The 16,473-nt window shown below is 70.5% G+C and carries 15 protein-coding genes; 7 read left to right on the top strand and 8 right to left on the bottom strand.

The window, feature by feature from the left end; translation table 11 throughout:
* Positions 1-176 precede the first annotated feature (176 nt).
* From hpf to mtrA, 5 genes are all read right to left on the bottom strand, one after another.
* Entirely contained in the window at positions 177-878 is a 702-nt protein-coding gene (hpf, locus tag AB7E03_RS18305; protein ID WP_489942733.1) for a ribosome hibernation-promoting factor, HPF/YfiA family, read from the bottom strand.
* Positions 879-968: 90 nt separating this feature from the next.
* On the bottom strand, positions 969-1,730 hold the full coding sequence (locus AB7E03_RS18300) for a ComF family protein (RefSeq protein ID WP_489942732.1): 762 nt from the start codon (positions 1,728-1,730) through the stop codon (positions 969-971).
* An 87-nt stretch (positions 1,731-1,817) separates the two neighbouring features.
* Positions 1,818-3,548, bottom strand: a complete 1,731-nt coding sequence (locus tag AB7E03_RS18295) for an LpqB family beta-propeller domain-containing protein (protein WP_489942731.1) — start codon at positions 3,546-3,548, stop codon at positions 1,818-1,820.
* Positions 3,545-5,176, bottom strand: coding sequence for an MtrAB system histidine kinase MtrB (gene mtrB / locus AB7E03_RS18290; RefSeq protein WP_489942730.1), 1,632 nt, complete (start codon positions 5,174-5,176; stop codon positions 3,545-3,547). The genes AB7E03_RS18295 and mtrB overlap by 4 nt, the downstream gene beginning before the upstream one ends.
* Positions 5,177-5,191: 15 nt before the next feature.
* On the bottom strand, positions 5,192-5,875 hold the full coding sequence (gene mtrA, locus AB7E03_RS18285) for an MtrAB system response regulator MtrA (protein WP_441783881.1): 684 nt from the start codon (positions 5,873-5,875) through the stop codon (positions 5,192-5,194).
* 187 nt (positions 5,876-6,062) lie between these two features.
* Here mtrA and AB7E03_RS18280 point away from each other — a divergent pair, with 187 nt between their 5' ends.
* Genes AB7E03_RS18280 through AB7E03_RS18260 form a run of 5 tightly spaced genes read left to right on the top strand, consistent with a single transcriptional unit; the run spans position 6,063 to position 11,665 of the window.
* On the top strand, positions 6,063-7,379 hold the full coding sequence (locus AB7E03_RS18280; RefSeq protein WP_489942729.1) for a hypothetical protein: 1,317 nt from the start codon (positions 6,063-6,065) through the stop codon (positions 7,377-7,379).
* Positions 7,364-8,023, top strand: coding sequence for a DUF4129 domain-containing protein (locus AB7E03_RS18275; RefSeq protein WP_489942728.1), 660 nt, complete (start codon positions 7,364-7,366; stop codon positions 8,021-8,023). The genes AB7E03_RS18280 and AB7E03_RS18275 overlap by 16 nt, the downstream gene beginning before the upstream one ends.
* Entirely contained in the window at positions 8,020-9,318 is a 1,299-nt protein-coding gene (locus tag AB7E03_RS18270) for a DUF4350 domain-containing protein (RefSeq protein WP_489942727.1), read from the top strand. The genes AB7E03_RS18275 and AB7E03_RS18270 overlap by 4 nt, the downstream gene beginning before the upstream one ends.
* A complete protein-coding gene (locus AB7E03_RS18265) occupies positions 9,315-10,325 on the top strand; it encodes an AAA family ATPase (protein ID WP_489942726.1) in 1,011 nt (336 codons plus the stop codon). Before AB7E03_RS18270 ends, AB7E03_RS18265 begins: the two co-directional genes overlap by 4 nt.
* An 8-nt stretch (positions 10,326-10,333) precedes the next feature.
* On the top strand, positions 10,334-11,665 hold the full coding sequence (locus AB7E03_RS18260) for a DUF58 domain-containing protein (RefSeq protein ID WP_489942725.1): 1,332 nt from the start codon (positions 10,334-10,336) through the stop codon (positions 11,663-11,665).
* 45 nt (positions 11,666-11,710) lie between these two features.
* On the opposite strand, the gene AB7E03_RS18255 is transcribed toward AB7E03_RS18260, so the two are convergent.
* Positions 11,711-12,706, bottom strand: a complete 996-nt coding sequence (locus tag AB7E03_RS18255; RefSeq protein WP_489942724.1) for a stage II sporulation protein M — start codon at positions 12,704-12,706, stop codon at positions 11,711-11,713.
* 17 nt (positions 12,707-12,723) lie between these two features.
* Here AB7E03_RS18255 and AB7E03_RS18250 point away from each other — a divergent pair, with 17 nt between their 5' ends.
* Both AB7E03_RS18250 and AB7E03_RS18245 read left to right on the top strand, forming a co-directional pair.
* Positions 12,724-13,575 carry an RDD family protein gene (locus AB7E03_RS18250; RefSeq protein ID WP_489942723.1) on the top strand — a complete coding sequence of 284 codons (852 nt, stop codon included), beginning with the start codon at positions 12,724-12,726 and terminating at the stop codon, positions 13,573-13,575.
* Positions 13,576-13,645: 70 nt separating this feature from the next.
* Entirely contained in the window at positions 13,646-14,329 is a 684-nt protein-coding gene (locus tag AB7E03_RS18245; RefSeq protein WP_489942722.1) for a cyclase family protein, read from the top strand.
* A 13-nt stretch (positions 14,330-14,342) separates the two neighbouring features.
* Here AB7E03_RS18245 and AB7E03_RS18240 read toward each other — a convergent pair whose 3' ends face one another.
* Together AB7E03_RS18240 and ahcY are read right to left on the bottom strand one after the other, a co-directional pair.
* Positions 14,343-14,894 carry a GNAT family N-acetyltransferase gene (locus AB7E03_RS18240; RefSeq protein WP_489942721.1) on the bottom strand — a complete coding sequence of 184 codons (552 nt, stop codon included), beginning with the start codon at positions 14,892-14,894 and terminating at the stop codon, positions 14,343-14,345.
* Positions 14,894-16,372, bottom strand: coding sequence for an adenosylhomocysteinase (gene ahcY / locus AB7E03_RS18235; protein WP_489942720.1), 1,479 nt, complete (start codon positions 16,370-16,372; stop codon positions 14,894-14,896). The genes AB7E03_RS18240 and ahcY overlap by 1 nt, the downstream gene beginning before the upstream one ends.
* Positions 16,373-16,473: the final 101 nt, after the last annotated feature.

Raw genomic sequence — 16,473 nt, 5'->3', positions numbered from 1 at the left:
GCGCGCCGGACGGCACACTCCGCCGACGCTAGAGACATGCTACTTGTTCAGCCCCTGCATGCGGCCCGTACAGCCTGGGAGGGACCTGCGTCCTCCATGAGTACGCAACGGAGTGCGCCGATGGCGACCGCCGCCCGGGCGGCCGCCATCGGCGCTGGTGCTCGCGGCCGACGCGGTCAGCCGAGCTTCCGGGCGGCGGTCGCCACCTCCTGCAGCTCCTCAGCGTCCTCGTCGAGCGAGATCACGCCGTAGTCCCATCCTTTGCGCCGGTAGACGACGCTCGGCCGCTTGGTCTCCTGGTCGACGAACAGATAGAAGTCATGACCGACGAGCTCCATGTAGTAGAGCGCGTCGTCCACGGTCATCGGTACGGAAGCGAACACCTTCTTGCGGATCACGACGGGGCTGTATTCCTCTTCCGTCTCCGCCGGCTGCTCCGTTTCATCGGATGGGACCGGCGTCGAGCCGGTGCGGACCTGGTCGAGCACAGCGACGGGAGCCGCCGCCAGGCCGACGGCGCTGAAGCCGTCGGTGCTCGCCTCACGCAACGAGGTGGGCCTGTGCTGCCCGCGGTGGACCTTGCGGCGGTCCTTCGCGCGGCGCACCCGCTCCAGCAGCTTGCCGAGCGCGATGTCGAAGGCGGCGTACTTGTCCGTCCCCGTCGCCTCGGATCTGACCACTGCCCGCGGGCCGACCAGCGTCAGCTCGACGCGATCGTCGCCGTTCTGGGTGCCCAGCTTCTCGTTGTGCCTGCTGACCTTGATCTCGAACGAGATCGCCCTCTCGGCCAGGTGCGCCACCTTCTCGGATTTCTCGGTGACGTACTCCCGAAAGCGATCAGTGATGCCCAGGTTGCGTCCGATGATGTTGATGTCCATGGAAACCTCCCTGATCCGGCGCGACGACCGCCCGGGATCACGAAGGGCTTCAGTCGCGCCTTTTCGACAACCGTAGTGCGGTCGCCCCGGTTACGTAACCCGAAAACGCACGGCATCCTCGGTGGGTCTCCTGAGCACTCCCCGTGCGTCTGCACCACCGCGGAGCGGCGTCCGGGCGATGGCGGCGACGCCCGCCACCCTGCCCCCGACCGCCCGGATCGCGCGCGACGCCTCGAGGACCGTCGCGCCGGAGGTGATGATGTCATCGACGATCAGACACTCGCGACCGGCCAGTCGTGGCGAGGCCACGAAGCTCCCCTGCCGATTGCCCGAGCGTTCCGCCACCGAGAGCCCCGCCTGGTCGGCCGTCTGCCGCGACAGGCGCAGCGCACGCCAGAGCGGCGGGACCAGGATGTGCGCCCGTGCGAGCACCGATCGCGTCGGATGGTATCCGCGGTGCCGCCAGGCGGCGCGGGTCGACGGGATGAGCACGGGGAGAAGCGCCGCCCGGCCGGGGCTCGCCTCGTCCGCTTCCCCTGGCCTCGCCTCGCGCGCAACCTGCCGCTGCGCCTCGGCGACCGAGCAGCGCAGCGCTCGGGCGAGGGCGCGCGCCACATCCACTCGCCCACCGTCCTTGTACGCGAGGAGCACGCGCCGGGCGACCCCCTCGTACGCCAGAGCCGACCACACGGGGATCTCGCCCACGGCCTCCACCCTGGCGACCGGCCGCAGCTCCGCCTCACACTCGTCGCAGAGGGATCGGTCGGGGCGCCTGCAGCCGGCGCATCGGACGGGGAGGATGATCGCCGCAGCGTCGAGCAGGGATTCACGGACCAGGGTGTGTGCTGTCATGCTCCGAGCATCCCGGGCGCCAGGTGCCGGTGAGCCCGGCACCGCGGGATCGGTGGAGAATCGCGCGTCAGGCGCGGTTGTGGACGGCTAAGGCTGACCCTGCTGCACGGCGACGGCCGTCACCTTGTCGAGCTGCGCCTGCCATCCGGTGCCCGTCGGGGCGAGCAGTGTGCCGTCGTCGCTGAGCACGACGTACGGCGCCAGGCCCGCTGCCCCGACGATCGTCCGGCCGCTGGCGGGGCCGGACGTGGTCGTCTGCACACCGCCGACCGTCTGCTGCGCGATACTCGTCGCCTCGCCGTTCGTCGCGCTGAGCACGGCAATCGTGAGATCGCTGGTCCAGGCCGCGGAGCGCGGCGCCGAACTCGGAACGGCGAGCTCGATCGGTTCGGTGAGCGCGGTCGGAGCCGCGTTGCCGCCCCGGACGATCCCGGACGCCATCAACGAGTACCCGGTCGTCGTCTTGAGCAGTGCGGCGAGGCGGGTGCCGTCGCGCGACACGGTGAGCGACAGGATCGAGGTCGCATTAGGCCACCCGGCGGTCAGCAGGTGCGCGTCTCCCCCGCCTGCACCGGCGACCTGCACCGCATTCGGCGACCCAGCGGGCACCGACCACACCCAGCCGTTCGCATCCAGCGACGGCCCGATGAGTCCTGACCGTGCATCCACCCGGACCGGGTCGCCACTCTTCCGGACCGAGTAGACGCCCTCCTGCGAGAGCAGGGCCGCCTGGTCGTGGGATGCGCTCAGCGTGACCGCCGTGGGATGCAGCGCCGCGACCTTGTCGCCGATTCCGCCGAGGCTCGTCACCGTATCGCCCTCGAGCGGCCCGAAGACATCGCCGCGGGCGACGAAGGCGTGCGAGTCGACCGACGGATTCCGGACTGGAAGCGCCGCGGTGCTGAGCGAGGGCACCTGCTGGACGTTGCCCTCGATCGACAATTGCACACTCTGGGCGAGACTGCCGAGGGACTGCTCGAGCTGGTACTGCATCCGCTGCAGCTGCGTCGGATCGGCCTGGGACGCCTCCGAACTGAGGTCGACCTGGGCCACGCCGCCGGAGGTCGTCACGGACGGCACGACCAGCTGCGTGCCCTTCGGGAACGCGGTCGTCACCGCGCCGTTCAACCAGGGCGCGGGACCTGCCAGCACCGCGTTCGCCACCCGTGTCGCCGCGGACGCGACCCGGGCCGGGAACCAGCGGGCGTCCGGGACGAGGTAGGCGTAGCCGGGGCTGTAGAAGTAGAGCGTCTGCTGGGTGTAGACGGCACGGAAGGTGGGGTCGTCGATCACGACGCCGTTCGGCGCGACCGAGATCCGCCACTCGCCGTTCTCGCGGACGAGCTGATAGTTCAGGCCGACGGGGGCGGTGCTCCCCACGGGGTGATAGCTGCCGACGGCGTCCACGTTCGCGACCGGAGTCACATCCACCCGCCAGAGCGTGCCCTGGTCGTCGTAGCTGCGATTGCGCCCGTCGTCGACGGTGACGGACTCATCCGGGTTCCAGTTCGCCGCCATCGACCGCGTCAAGTATTCACGGGCGATGGCGAAGTTGTTCTTCGGGCTGGAGGCCGCGTCGATGAAGCCCTGCACGATCCGCTGCTGGCTCGCGCCCTTCTCGGGCTTCGACGGGTTGAAGTCCAGGTCGAGCGGGTCGTTGACCTGCGCGACCGGCGCGCCCTGGCGGACAGGGCCGGAGTCGGGGATGCTCGCGCACGCGGCGAGCGCCGTCAGCAGCAGCGCGGTCAGCGCGGCCACCGCGGTCCGAGCCCGGAACGAGGTGCGCAGCGAGGCGCGGGATGTTCTGCGATGCGTCATGCGTGCGCCTCCCTTCCGGTCGGTGCGCCGGTGGCGTGCGGCTCGGTCGCTCCGGCATCCGCGGGCGGCAGCGGAAGCGGCGAAGCGGTGATCTCGCGGCCGGCGACTCGCGGCAGCGTGAGGCGGAAGCAGGATCCGGCGCCAGGCGCCGACCAGACCTGCAGCCAGCCGGAGTGGAGCGTGGCGTCCTCCAGGGAGATGGCGAGGCCCAGCCCCGTCCCGCCGAGGGTGCGCTTGCGCGACGGGTCGGCCCGCCAGAACCGGTCGAAGACGTGGCCGGTGTCCTGCGGATCGATGCCGATCCCGTAGTCACGCACCGTCAACGCCACCGCGCTCTCGTTGCTGTCGACTGTGACGACGACCGGCTTGCCGTCGCCGTGCTCGATCGCGTTGCCGATGAGGTTGCGCACGACGCGGCGGATGCGCCGAGGGTCCATCGGGACATCGAAGTAGCCGCCGGGGGCGTCGAGCGTGAGCTCGGACCCGTTCTGCTCGGACAGCGCCCGGAGCTCCTCGATGCAGTCCTCGGCGAGCCGGACCAGGTTCGTCGGCTCGGCGTCGAGCACGACGGAGCCCGCGTCGTAGCGACTGATCTCCAAGAGGTCCGAGAGCAGCCGGTCGAAGCGTTCGATCTGTGTGTGCAACAGCTCGGCCGTCCGCGCGGTCGCGGGCGCGAATCCCTCCCGCTGGTCGTAGATCACGTCGCCGGCGAGGCGGATGGTGGTGAGCGGGGTGCGCAGCTCGTGCGACACGTCCGAGACGAAGCGCTGCTGGAGTTGCGACAGGGTCGCCAGCTGGTTGATCTGGCTCTGCAGGCTGTCCGCCATCCCGTTGAAGGACCGCGCGAGCGACGCGAAGACGTCCTCACCACGCTCCGGGATGCGCACCGCCAGGTCACCCGCTGCGAGCCGCTCGCTGGTGCGCGCGGCGACGCGGATCGGCTCAACGACGAACCGGACGATGACCCAGGTGATCGCGCCGATCAGGAGGATGAGAGCGAGACCTGCGAGCAGCAGCGTGTTCTGGACGAACAGCAGCGTGTTCTCGGAGTCGCGCAGGTTGTACCCGATGTAGAGCTCGTACTTGCCGTAGGACGGGAGGATCAGCTGCGAGCCGACGACGATCCCGGGGTCGGTGTCGCCTGCGGACGGGAGCGCCACGGACTGGTAGTACTGCTTCGCTCCGCCTTTCTGCACCTTCTCACGCAGCTCAGGCGAGATGACCGAGTTGATGGCGGGGCTGCCGCGATCGGGCGGAGCCAGGATGCCGGTGTCCTGCCCCGGGACGCGGTACGCGGCGACCAGCCGGCTGGAGGTGGAGGCCTGGACGCTCTGGAGCACGGTGTTCAGCAGGTTCTTGCCCGCATCCCCGGAGGAGACGTCGGAGGCGTTCAGCGTCGACTGCGCGGTGGTGGTGGCGCGGCTGGAGTCGCGCAGCGCCTGATCGAGGCGCGACTGGTAGAGGTCGTTGCTGATGCTGAGGGACATGTAGACGCCTGTGACGAGGATGGCGACGCCAGTGAGGAGCAGCGTGATCGCCACCGTGCGGAGTTGCAGCGAAGTGCGCCACAGGCGCGCCAGACGGGACGGCGCCTGCCGCCACCCGTCCCGCGTCGGCCACCAGCGCATCCGAGGCTCCGCCGGTCAGGCTGCAGCGCCGGCGCGGTAGCCGACCCCGCGCACGGTCATGACGATCTTCGGGTTGTCCGGATCCTGCTCCACCTTCGCGCGCAGGCGCTGGACGTGCACGTTCACCAGGCGGGTGTCGGCTTTGTAGTGGTAACCCCAGACCTGCTCCAGCAGCATCTCGCGGGTGAAGACCTGCTGCGGCTTGGAGGCGAGGGCGAGCAGGAGGTCGAACTCCAGCGGCGTCAGTGCGATGCGGCTCTCGCCCCGGCGGACCTCGTGGCCGGCGACGTCGACGATGAGGTCGCCGACCGTCAGCTCGTCGGACGGCGGAGCGGCCGGTGTGGGGCGGAGCCGGGTGCGGATGCGCGCGACCAGCTCTTTCGGGTTGAACGGCTTGACCATGTAGTCGTCCGCACCGGACTCTAGGCCCTTGACGACGTCGGCGGTGTCGGACTTGGCGGTCAGCATGATGATCGGAGTGCCGGACTCTGCGCGGATCCGGCCGCACACCTCGATACCGTCCATGCCCGGGAGCATGAGGTCGAGCAGCACCAGGTCGGGCTTCGCCGAGCGGAACGTCTCGACCGCCTGCGCACCGTCTTCGCAGAAGACCGGGTCGTATCCCTCGGTGCGCAGCACGATGCCGATCATCTCCGCAAGCGCGGTGTCGTCGTCGACAACCAGGATGCGACTAGTCATGTGCGAAGTTCCCTGAACCCCTCTCGAGCGGCCTCGGGCCGTGAAGTGACATGACCAGCGTAATGGAGCAGCCTGCTACCAGCTTGAATGAAAGCATTACGTGCCCTGTGGACGGGGGCCACCGCGCCGCGAGCCGATGTGCCAGCATGGGATCACCGCACGACGCAGGGGGACGGAAAGGCACGGCGTGAGCGACGAACAGAACTGGCAGGCTCCCGGCTCCTCGGGTTCGGGGAACGGGGCGGACGACGCGCCGCAGCAGCCGCCGCAGTACGGGCAGCAGACTCCGTACGGACAGCCGCCGTACGGACAGCCGCCGTACGGACAGCAGCAGTACGGGCAGCAGGCGCCATACGGGCAGCCGCCGTACGGACAGCAGCCCCCGCAGTGGCAGCAGCAGCCGTATGGCCAGCAGCCCGGCGGCCCTCAGCCCGCCTGGACGCCGCCTCCTAAGCCCGGCCTGATCCCGCTCCGCCCGCTCACGCTCGGGCCGCTGCTCGCCGCACCGTTCCAGGCTCTGCGACGCAATCCGCGGATCACCGTCGGAGCGGCCCTGCTGCTGCAGGGCATCCCCTCGATCGTGGTCACCGTCGTCATCGCCGGAGCGATCGCGTTCCTGGCCGGGCGGGCGCTGTCCGGCGAGGTCGAGGATCAGCCGGCACTCCGTGCCGGGTTGATCGGCGGATCGATCGTGCTCGGCGTGCTCTCACTCGTCGTCACGAGCGTCTTCAGCGCGCTCCTGCAGGGTGTGATCGTCGCAGACGTCGCCCGGGAGTCCCTCGGCGAGAAGTTGACGTTCCGCGCGCTCTGGCAGGTTGTCCGAGGCCGGATCGGCGCCCTGATCGGCTGGACCCTGCTCTACGCGCTCGCCTGGATCGTCGCCCTCGCCTTGGTGGCCGCGATCGTCATCGCGCTTGCCACCCTCGGACCACCGGCCGGGACCATCGGGGCCGTGGTCGTCGGCATCGTCGGTGGGATCGGGCTGATCCCGCTGTACATCTGGATCAACACCAAACTCATCATGGTGCCGAGCATCATCGTGCTCGAACGGCTGTCGCTGAGGGCGGCCGTCGCTCGCTCGTGGCGGCTGACGACCGGGTACTTCTGGCGGACCTTCGGAATCGTCCTGCTCGTCGGAGTGATCGTGTACGCGATCACCCAGACGATCGCCATCCCCTTCGCGATCCTCGGCGGCATCGTCGGGGGTGTCTTCGCGCCAACGTCCGCCAGCTCGGCCGACCCGATGGCCCAGGCGCTGATCGCCCAGTTGGGCGTGAATGTGATCTCCAGCATCGTCACGGCGATCGTCGGCGCCATCGGCAGCGTCATCCAGACGGCGGCCATCGCTCTTCTCTATATCGACCTCCGGATGCGCAAAGAGGGGCTCGACCTCGAACTCGTGCGTTTCGTCGAGGGCCGGCAGACGGGTCAGGAACTTCCTGATCCTTATCTCCCGCCCGCGCAGCAGCCCGCTCAGCCTCCGGCCGGGTGGTCCGTCGGCTGATCGTGTTGCACTTCGACATCCCGGTCGACCCGAGCTCGCCGGAGGCGCAGGAATGGCTGCGCGAGGAATTGGCGCGCCCGGAATATCAGGCTGCGAAGCCGACCTGGTTCGATGTGGCGTCCAAAGCCGTGCAGGACTGGCTCGCGTCGTTGTTCCAAGGTCCGGGCGGAGACGCCGGACCGGTGCTCCTGCTGATCGTCGTCGTGGTGATCGCCGGCCTCATCGTGGCCGCATTCTTCATCTTCGGCCGGCCGCGAGTGAATCGCAGGTCGGCGCTCGCGCGACGCGCGCTCTTCGGGGCGGAGGATGCTCGCACCGCAGCCGATCTGCGCGCGGCCGCCCAGCGCGCCGCTGGCGCGGGCGACTGGGTCACCGCCGTCGAGGAGCAGTTCCGGGCAATCGCCGTGGCGCTCGACGAGCGGACGCTGGTGCACGTGACGCCCGGAACGACCGCCACGGAGTTCGCGCTGCGGGCCGCACGGGTAGCGCCGGACGAGAGCGACACCCTCCGTCGTGCCGCCCGCATCTTCGACGAGGTGCGCTATCTCGACCGACCGGGCAGCGAATCCGGGTACCAGCTCCTCGTCGCCCTCGACCAGCGGCTACAGAACGTCCGCATTCCTGTCCTCGAGGTGTCCGCATGACCGCGCCGGCTCCGATGCTCGACCCAGGGGCGTTCGATACGGAGACGCGTGGCGAAGACGCCATGCCCACTGCGGCGGCGACCTCGCTCACCGTGCGGCAGACCGCGCGCCGTGCCGTTCCGTGGATCATCCTCGCTGCGATCGCTGTGCTGATCGCCCTCGGAGGCATCCTCCTGACCGGCGGTCGGGCGGGCGCCGGCATCCCCCTCGATGCGGCGAACGCCGCGCCCGCCGGCGCCAAGGCGGTCGCGCAGGTCCTCACGGCACACGGCGTCGACGTGAAGGCTGCCACCACGCTGAACGCCGCGCGCGAGGCTGCGGCCGGCGACGCGACCGTGCTCGTCTACGACCCGGAGGGCAACCTCGCCGCCGACGGCTACCGCGATCTGGCCGGCGACGGCCACACGCTGGTGCTGATCGAGCCCGGCTTCCGCACCCTGCAGACCGTCGCCCCGGACGTCAGCGCCGCGGGAGCACCACGCGGAGTTGTGGATGCGGGATGCAGCCTGCCCGCGGCCGACCGAGCCGATCGGATCGACCCGCGCGACACCCCCGGCACCGAGGACATCGTCCTGCCCGGCACGTTCCGCGTCTCCTCCGATGGTGTCGGTGAGCGCGTCGCCTGCTTCGCCGACGCCGACGGACGGGCGTCGCTCGTCCGGACGAGCTTCGACGGCTCCCCGGTGTATCTCCTCGGCTCCGGCTCCCTGCTCACCAACGACGGCGTCGACCGCCTGGGGAACGCCGCTCTCGCCCTGAACCTGCTCGGCGGTGACCGCACGCTGGTCTGGTACCTGCCGTCCGTGGGCGATCGACCCGTCACCGGTCCACCCGACATCGCCGCGCTGACGCCGGGATGGGTGACGCCGGTCATGCTCCTCCTCCTGGTGGTCTTCGTCGCCGCCGCCGTCTGGAGAGGCCGGCGGTTCGGGCCGTTGGTCGTCGAGAACCTGCCGGTCGTGGTGCGGGCCGGGGAGACGCGCGAGGGTCGCGCCCGCCTCTACCAGCGCTCGTCGGCACGGCTGAGGGCCGCCGACGCGCTCCGGGTCGGCACCGTCGGTCGCCTGTCCGCGCTCGTCGGACTGCCGACGAGCGCCACCGCGATCGAAGTGGCCGACGCGGTGGCAGCGGTGACCCGTCGCGACCGGCTGGCGGTCCGCGACGTGCTGCTCGACCGCATCCCTAACACCGACCGAGAGCTGATCGCTCTCTCGGACCAGCTGGCGGAGCTCGAACGCGCCACCGCCGCCGCCGTTTCGCCCTCGACGGGCCCGACCGGAAGAATGGACGAATGACAGACGTCACGACGGGGACAGCGTTCCCCACCTCCTCCCCCGGCGCCGGCAGCGACGCCGCACGACTGCGTGCCGCTCTCGCGGGCGTCCGGTCCGAGGTGGGCAAGGCGGTGGTCGGTCAGGACGGCGCCGTCACCGGGCTCATGATCGCGCTCCTCACGCGGGGACACGTCCTCCTGGAGGGTGTGCCGGGCATCGCGAAGACCCTCCTCGTCCGGTCGCTGAGCCAAGCCCTGAGCCTTGACACGAAGCGGGTCCAGTTCACCCCGGACCTCATGCCCGGGGATGTGACCGGATCGCTCGTCTACGACGCCCAGACGGGCGGCTTCGTCTTTCGCGAGGGACCGGTGTTCACCAACATCCTGCTCGCCGACGAGATCAATCGCACGCCCCCGAAGACCCAGTCGGCTCTGCTCGAGGCGATGGAGGAGCGCCAGGTCAGCGTCGACGGCGTGAGTCGTCAGCTGCCCGACCCCTTCATCGTCGCGGCGACGCAGAACCCCATCGAATACGAGGGCACGTATGCGCTGCCGGAGGCGCAGCTCGACCGCTTCCTGCTGAAGCTGACTTTGGATGTGCCGGAGCGCGACACGGAGGTGGAGGTCCTCCGTCGCCATGCCGCCGGGTTCAACCCGCGGGACCTCACGGCCGCGGGTGTCACGCCCGTGATGGGCGCCGGCGACCTTCAGGCCGCCCGCGAGTCGGTCGCTACGGTGGGCGCGAATGCCGACGTGCTGGCGTACATCGTGGACCTCGCACGCGCGACCCGGCGCAGCCCCTCTGTCCGTCTCGGCGTCAGCCCGCGCGGCACCACGGCGCTGCTCGCCGCGGCGAAGGCCTGGGCGTGGCTCTCCGGGTACGAGTCGATCACGCCCGACCACGTGCAGGCGATGCTCGTCCCGGTCTGGCGGCACCGCATCCAGCTGCGCCCCGAAGCCGAGCTGGAGGGTGTCGGCGCCGATGCGATCCTGCGCTCGATCGTGCAGCAGGTCCAGGTTCCGATCTAGGCGCTGACGTGACCATCTCCGGACGCTTCGTCGCCCTGCTCGCGCTGGGGGCCGTCCCCGTCGTGCTGCTCGGCGGGAGCGAGGCGGCGGCGTACGCCGCCTTTGCCGGCTGGCTGCTGCTGTGCCTGCTGCTCGGGCTCGTCGACCTGCTCCTCGCGGGTTCGCCGCGAGCGGTCGCGCTCGAACGGACCCTGCCGGCCCGTGTCCGCCTCGGCGCGGAGGCGCTCTCCGAGCTGTACGTGACGAACACCGGACGACGCACCCTGCGCGGCACCGTCCGGGACGGCTGGGAACCCTCTGCGGCCGCCGAACCGACACGCACCCGCGTCGTGATCCCGCCACACGAACGGCGGCGGATCGTCGCCTCTCTGCGACCCTGGCGCCGCGGCGAGCGCCGGGTGCGCAGCGTCACCGTGCGCTCGTGGGGTCCTCTGCACCTGTGGGCCCGGCAGGCGACATTGGAGGCTCCCGGCCGCATCCGCGTGCTCCCGCCGTTCACGGCGCGCAAGCACCTGCCGTCGCGACTGGCGCGACTGCGCGAGTTGGAGGGCAGCACCAGCGTGCTGCTTCGCGGTCAGGGCTCCGAGTTCGACTCGCTGCGCGAGTACGTACGGGGTGACGACGTGCGGTCCATCGACTGGCGTGCGACGGCGCGGCGGCACGATCCGTCCGGCGGTCAGGGAGCGCGCGTCATGGTACGCACCTGGCGCCCGGAGCGGGACCGCCGGGTGATCATCGTGATCGACTCGGCACGGACGTCGGCCGCACGGGTCGCCGACGAACCGCGCATCGACACCGCGTTCGAGGCGTCCCTGCTGCTGGCGGCGCTCGCCACGCGAGCAGGCGACCGCATCGACATGGTGGCCTACGACCGCATCGTCCGCGGGCGGGTCCAGGGTGCGAGCGGCCCTGAGCTGCTTTCCCGGATGGTGGACGCGATGGCCGGCATCGAGCCGGCCCTCATCGAGATGGACTGGTCGGCCGTGCCCGCGCAGGTCGCTTCGCTCACCTCGCAACGCTCCCTCGTCGTGCTGCTCACCTCGATCGAGTCTCCGGGAGGATCACGCGGCCTGCTGAGCGTCCTCCCGCAGCTCACCGCGAAGCACCTGGTGGTCGTGGCGAGCGTGACCGACCCGGACACGCTGGAGGCGACCACCGAACGCCGCGACCGCGATCAGGTCTACCGCGCCGCCGCCGCCGAGCGATCCCTGCTCGACCTCAGCCGGGTGGCGGCTGCCGTACGCCGCCTGGGCGGGGATGTGGTGACCGGCTCCCCCGCTGACCTCCCGCCGGCGCTGGCCGACCGCTACCTCGCGCTCAAGGCCGCCGGCCGGCTCTGAGCCGTTCGGCGCTCCCTCGCGCGGACGCGCCCGCCAATCGGCCCGTCAGCCGGCGACGATCCGCCGTGCTCCGGCCTCGAACTCGGTGAGATCGCCGGTCTCCCCTGCCCGCACCGCCCGGCGCCCCAGCACCAGCATGTAGGCGAGGAACGCGGCCAGGGCGAGCGCCCCGATCGTGATCTTCGCCCACACGGGCAGCGACGACGGTGTCACGAAGCCCTCGATCAGGCCGGAGACGAACAGCGAGATCGCGCATCCCACCGCCACCGTGAAGAGGGCACGGCCGTCCTCGGCGAGCGCCTGCCCGCGCGTCCGTGCGCCCGGCGCGATCCAGGCCCAGAAGATGCGGAGCCCGGCCGCCGCCGCGACGAAGACGCTCGTGAGCTCCAGCAGCCCGTGGGGAAGGATGTACGAGAACATCACGTCGCCCCGGCCGTAGGCGAACATGACGCCCGCCGCCGTGCCGACGCCGATCGCGTTCTGGAGGAGCACATACGGCACGTAGAGACCCGTGATCCCGAAGGCGATGCACTGAGCGGCGATCCATGCGTTGTTCGTCCACACCTGACCCGCGAACGACGCGGCCGGGTTGTTGGAGTAGTAGTCGATGAAGTCGTGCTCGACGTAGTGACGCAGGTTAGCGTCGTCGCCGAGGTTGCGCAGCACATCCGGATTGCCGGTGATCCACACCGCGTACAGGGTCGCGATGATCACGGTCGCTACGGCGACGGCGAGGACGATCCACCGCAGCCGATAGAGAGCCGCCGGCAGCTGCAACAGGAAGAAGCGGGGCAACTGCGCGAACGGATTACTGCCGGCGCCGGTGAATCGGAGCCTCGCCGAGGACAGCGCGAGAGACAGCCGGTCGCCGACTGCGGTCGATCCGGCGCTGGTCTGAATTGCGGACAGATCCGCGGCGCCCGACTGGTACAGATCGATGAGCCGATCGGCCTCAGGGCCGTTCAGGCGTCGCTTCGCTGCCAGCCGGGAGAGCTCCTCCCAGTCGGCGCTGCGGGCGGCTGTGTAGGCGTCGAGGTCCATCTGCTTAGATGATATCTATGATGCAGGCCGGGGCGGGAAGCGTGTCGCAGGAAGACCGCGGGCTCGACCTCGGTTCGTACACCGGCGAGGCCGTCGCGCTCGATGTGAAGCCGGCCAGCTACATCCTCCGCGCCGCCGGCACGATCATCGACTGGCTGACGTACACGCTCGTGATGTTCGGGTGCATCATGCTGCTGGTCACCACCGGCGCGGCCATCGATGAGGCGCTCGCGCGGGCGCTGGTCGTGCTCATCCTGGTGTTCGGGATGGTGATCCTGCCGACCACGATCGAGCTGCTGTCCCACGGTCGGTCCCTCGGCAAGCTGGCGGTCGGCGCGCGCATCGTCCGCGACGACGGCGGCGCGATCGGCTTCCGCCACTCGTTCATCCGTGCGCTCGTGGGCGTGCTCGAGATCTTCATGACCTTTGGAGCGATCGCCGCCCTGACGGGCCTGCTCAACGCTCGCTCCAAGCGCCTCGGCGACCTGCTGGCCGGCACCTACAGCCAGCTCGTCCGCGTCCCGCGACCTCAGCCGCTCCCCCTCTATCTCGCGCCGCACCTGAGCGCCTGGGCGGCGACCGCGGACGTCGCCCGCCTGCCCGACCGGCTGTCGCGGCGGATCGCCCAGTTCGTCCGGCAGGCGCCCGAGCTGACGCCGGCCGCACGTCTCGGGCTCAGCACGGAACTGGCGCGGGAGGCATCCCCGTACGTCTCGCCGCTGCCGCCGGTCGACGCCGAAACATTCCTCGTGGCCGTCGCTGCGCTGCGCCGCGATCGTGACGCCCGCGGTCTCGCGCTCGAAGGGCAGCGGCTCGAGCGGCTGGACCCGGTGCTCGGCGCGTTGCCGCACGGCTTCCCCGACCGCTGACCCGCTCCACGCGCCACGCAGCACCCCGCCGCCCACCACCTTTCGCCCGCCCCGCCAGGAGGACACCGCCATGACGCCCGCCCGCCGCCGCATCGTCGATCTGAGCCACCGTATCCGCGCCGGGCTCGTCACCTACCCCGGGCTCCCCGCTCCGACGATCCAGCCGCACCTCACGCGGGAGGCCTCCCGCGCCGTCTACGCGCGCGGCACCGAGTTCGCGATGGACGTCATCACGCTGATCGGCAACACCGGCACGTACCTCGACAGCCCCTTCCACCGCTATGCGGACGGGCCGGACCTCGCAGGGCTCGAGCTCGACACTCTGGTCGGGTTGTCCGCCGAGGTCGTCCACCTCACGGATTCCGCCGACCGGGGAATCCGTGCGTCAGCCCTCGCAGGGCGAGCAACGCCCAGTTCGGCCGTGCTGCTGCACACGGGATGGGATGCGCACTTCGGCACCCCGGCCTACGCCTCCGGAGCGCCCTTCCTCACCGAGGACGGAGCACGGCTGCTGGCGGATGCGGGCGTCGCGCTCGTCGGCATCGACTCGCTCAACATCGACGACACGGAGAGCGGCGGCAGCCGCCCGGCGCACAGCATCCTGCTCGCCGCCGGGATCCACGTCGTCGAGCACCTCACCCGACTGGAGGAGCTCCCCGAGCGCGGCGCTCTGTTCACGGCGGCACCGCCCGCGATCGAGGGCTTCGGCACGTTCCCCGTGCGGGCGTTCGCCGAGCTGCCCGCCGAAGACTAGGCCCGCATCCCGCTCAGTCGTGCAGGATGCGCTGGAACAGCACGTGGTCCTGCCAGCGGCCCGCGATCTTCAGGTAGTTCGGCGCGACGCCGATCCGCTCGAAGCCGGTCCGCGTCAGCACCGACTGCGAGGCGTGGTTCGCCAGCAGCGTCGCCGCTTGGACCCGGTGCAGGCCGTAGCTGTCGCGGGCTGCCTCGATGACGGCCGACAGTGCACTCGACGCGAGCCCTCGGCCGACGTGGTCGCGGTCGAGCCAGTAGCCCACGTTCGCGGACTGGAAGGCGCCTCGGACGAGATGGCTGAGGGTCACGCCGCCGGCGATCTGGTCGCCGTCGGCGAGGACGAGCGGGAGGGCCGCATCCACCTCGCGTAGCGCGAGCAGTTCACGGGTCTGCGCGAGCTGCTCCTGCTCGGTGAAGAAGTCCTCGGTGCGCGTCGGATCCCACGGGGCGAGGTGCCCGCGGTTGCGCTGGTAGGCGGCAGCGAGCGCCGCGGCGTCCTGCTCTCTCCGCACCCGGAGGATCAGGCCGCCGGGGAGCTCCCGGTCGGCGAAGTCGAGTGCCATCAGTAGCGGTAGTGGTCGACCTTGTAGGGGCCGTCGACCGGCACGCCGATGTAAGCGGCCTGCTCATCCGTCAGGGTGGTCAGTTCGACACCGAGGGCGTCGAGGTGCAGTCGGGCGACCTTCTCGTCGAGGTGCTTGGGGAGCACGTAGACGCCGATGGGGTACTTCTCCGGCGAGACGTAGAGTTCGAGCTGTGCCAGCACCTGGTTGGTGAACGAGTTGCTCATCACGAAGCTGGGGTGCCCGGTGGCGTTGCCCAGGTTCATCAGGCGGCCCTCGGACAGCACCAGGATGCTGCGGCCGGTGGGCAGCCTCCACTCGTGCACCTGTGGCTTGATCTCGACCTTCTCGGCGCCGGGGAGCGCCTCGAGCGAGGCCATGTCGATCTCGTTGTCGAAGTGGCCGACGTTGGCGACGATCGCCAGGTGCTTGAGCCCCAGGAGGTGGTCGAGGGTGACCACGTTGAGGTTGCCCGTGCCGGTGATGAGGATGTCGACCTGGTCGATGACCGACTCCAGCCGTGCGACCTGGTAGCCGTCCATCGCCGCCTGCAGCGCGTTGATCGGGTCGACCTCGCTGACGATGACCCGGGCCCCCTGGCCGCGCAGCGCCTCCGCCGCTCCCTTGCCCACGTCGCCATAGCCGGCCACGAAAGCGACCTTGCCGCCGATCAGCACATCCGTCGCCCGGTTGAGGCCGTCGGGAAGGGAGTGGCGGATGCCGTACTTGTTGTCGAACTTGCTCTTGGTGACCGAGTCGTTGACGTTGATGGCCGGGAAGAGCAGCTGCCCCTCCTTCGCCAGCTCGTACAGGCGGTGGACGCCGGTGGTCGTCTCCTCCGTGACGCCGAGGATGTCGCTGGCGGTGCGGGTCCAGCGGTCCTTGGAGGCAGCGAGAGAGGCGCGGAGCGCAGCGAGGATGACGCGGTACTCGTGGCTGTCGCCGTCGGCGTCGTCCGGCACCGCGCCGGCGAGCTCGAACTCGCGGCCCTTGTGGACCAGCAGCGTGGCGTCGCCGCCATCGTCGAGGATGAGGTTCGGGCCCAGGTAGTCGCCGCCGTCGGCGGCGGCCTCAGCGGACCAGTCGAAGATCTGCTGGGTGCACCACCAGTACTCGTCGAGCGTCTCGCCCTTCCAGGCGAACACCGGCACGCCGGCGGGCGCCTCGGGCGTTCCCGTGGGGCCGACCGCGATGGCGGCAGCCGCCTCGTCCTGGGTCGAGAAGATATTGCAGCTGGCCCAGCGGACCCGGGCGCCCAGGGCGACCAGAGTCTCGATAAGGACGGCGGTCTGCACCGTCATATGCAGGGAGCCGGCGATCCGCGCTCCCGCGAGCGGCTGGGACTCGCCGAACTCGGCGCGCAGGGACATCAGCCCCGGCATCTCGTTCTCGGCGAGCCGGATCTGGTGACGTCCCGCTTCGGCGAGGGAGAGATCGGCGACCTTGAACGGAAGGGAGGTGGCGGTGCTAGCTGGCATGAGGACCATTCTGGCATGCGCGGTGGAGCTCAGGGCAGCGCGGAGCGATGCCGCGACCCCAGCGCCGAGGGAGCCTGCGACCGAGGTACGAATCTCCCGCC

The sequence above is a fragment of the Leifsonia sp. RCC_180 genome (assembly GCF_058138205.1).
This window is presented reverse-complemented; position numbering and strand designations above follow the sequence as displayed.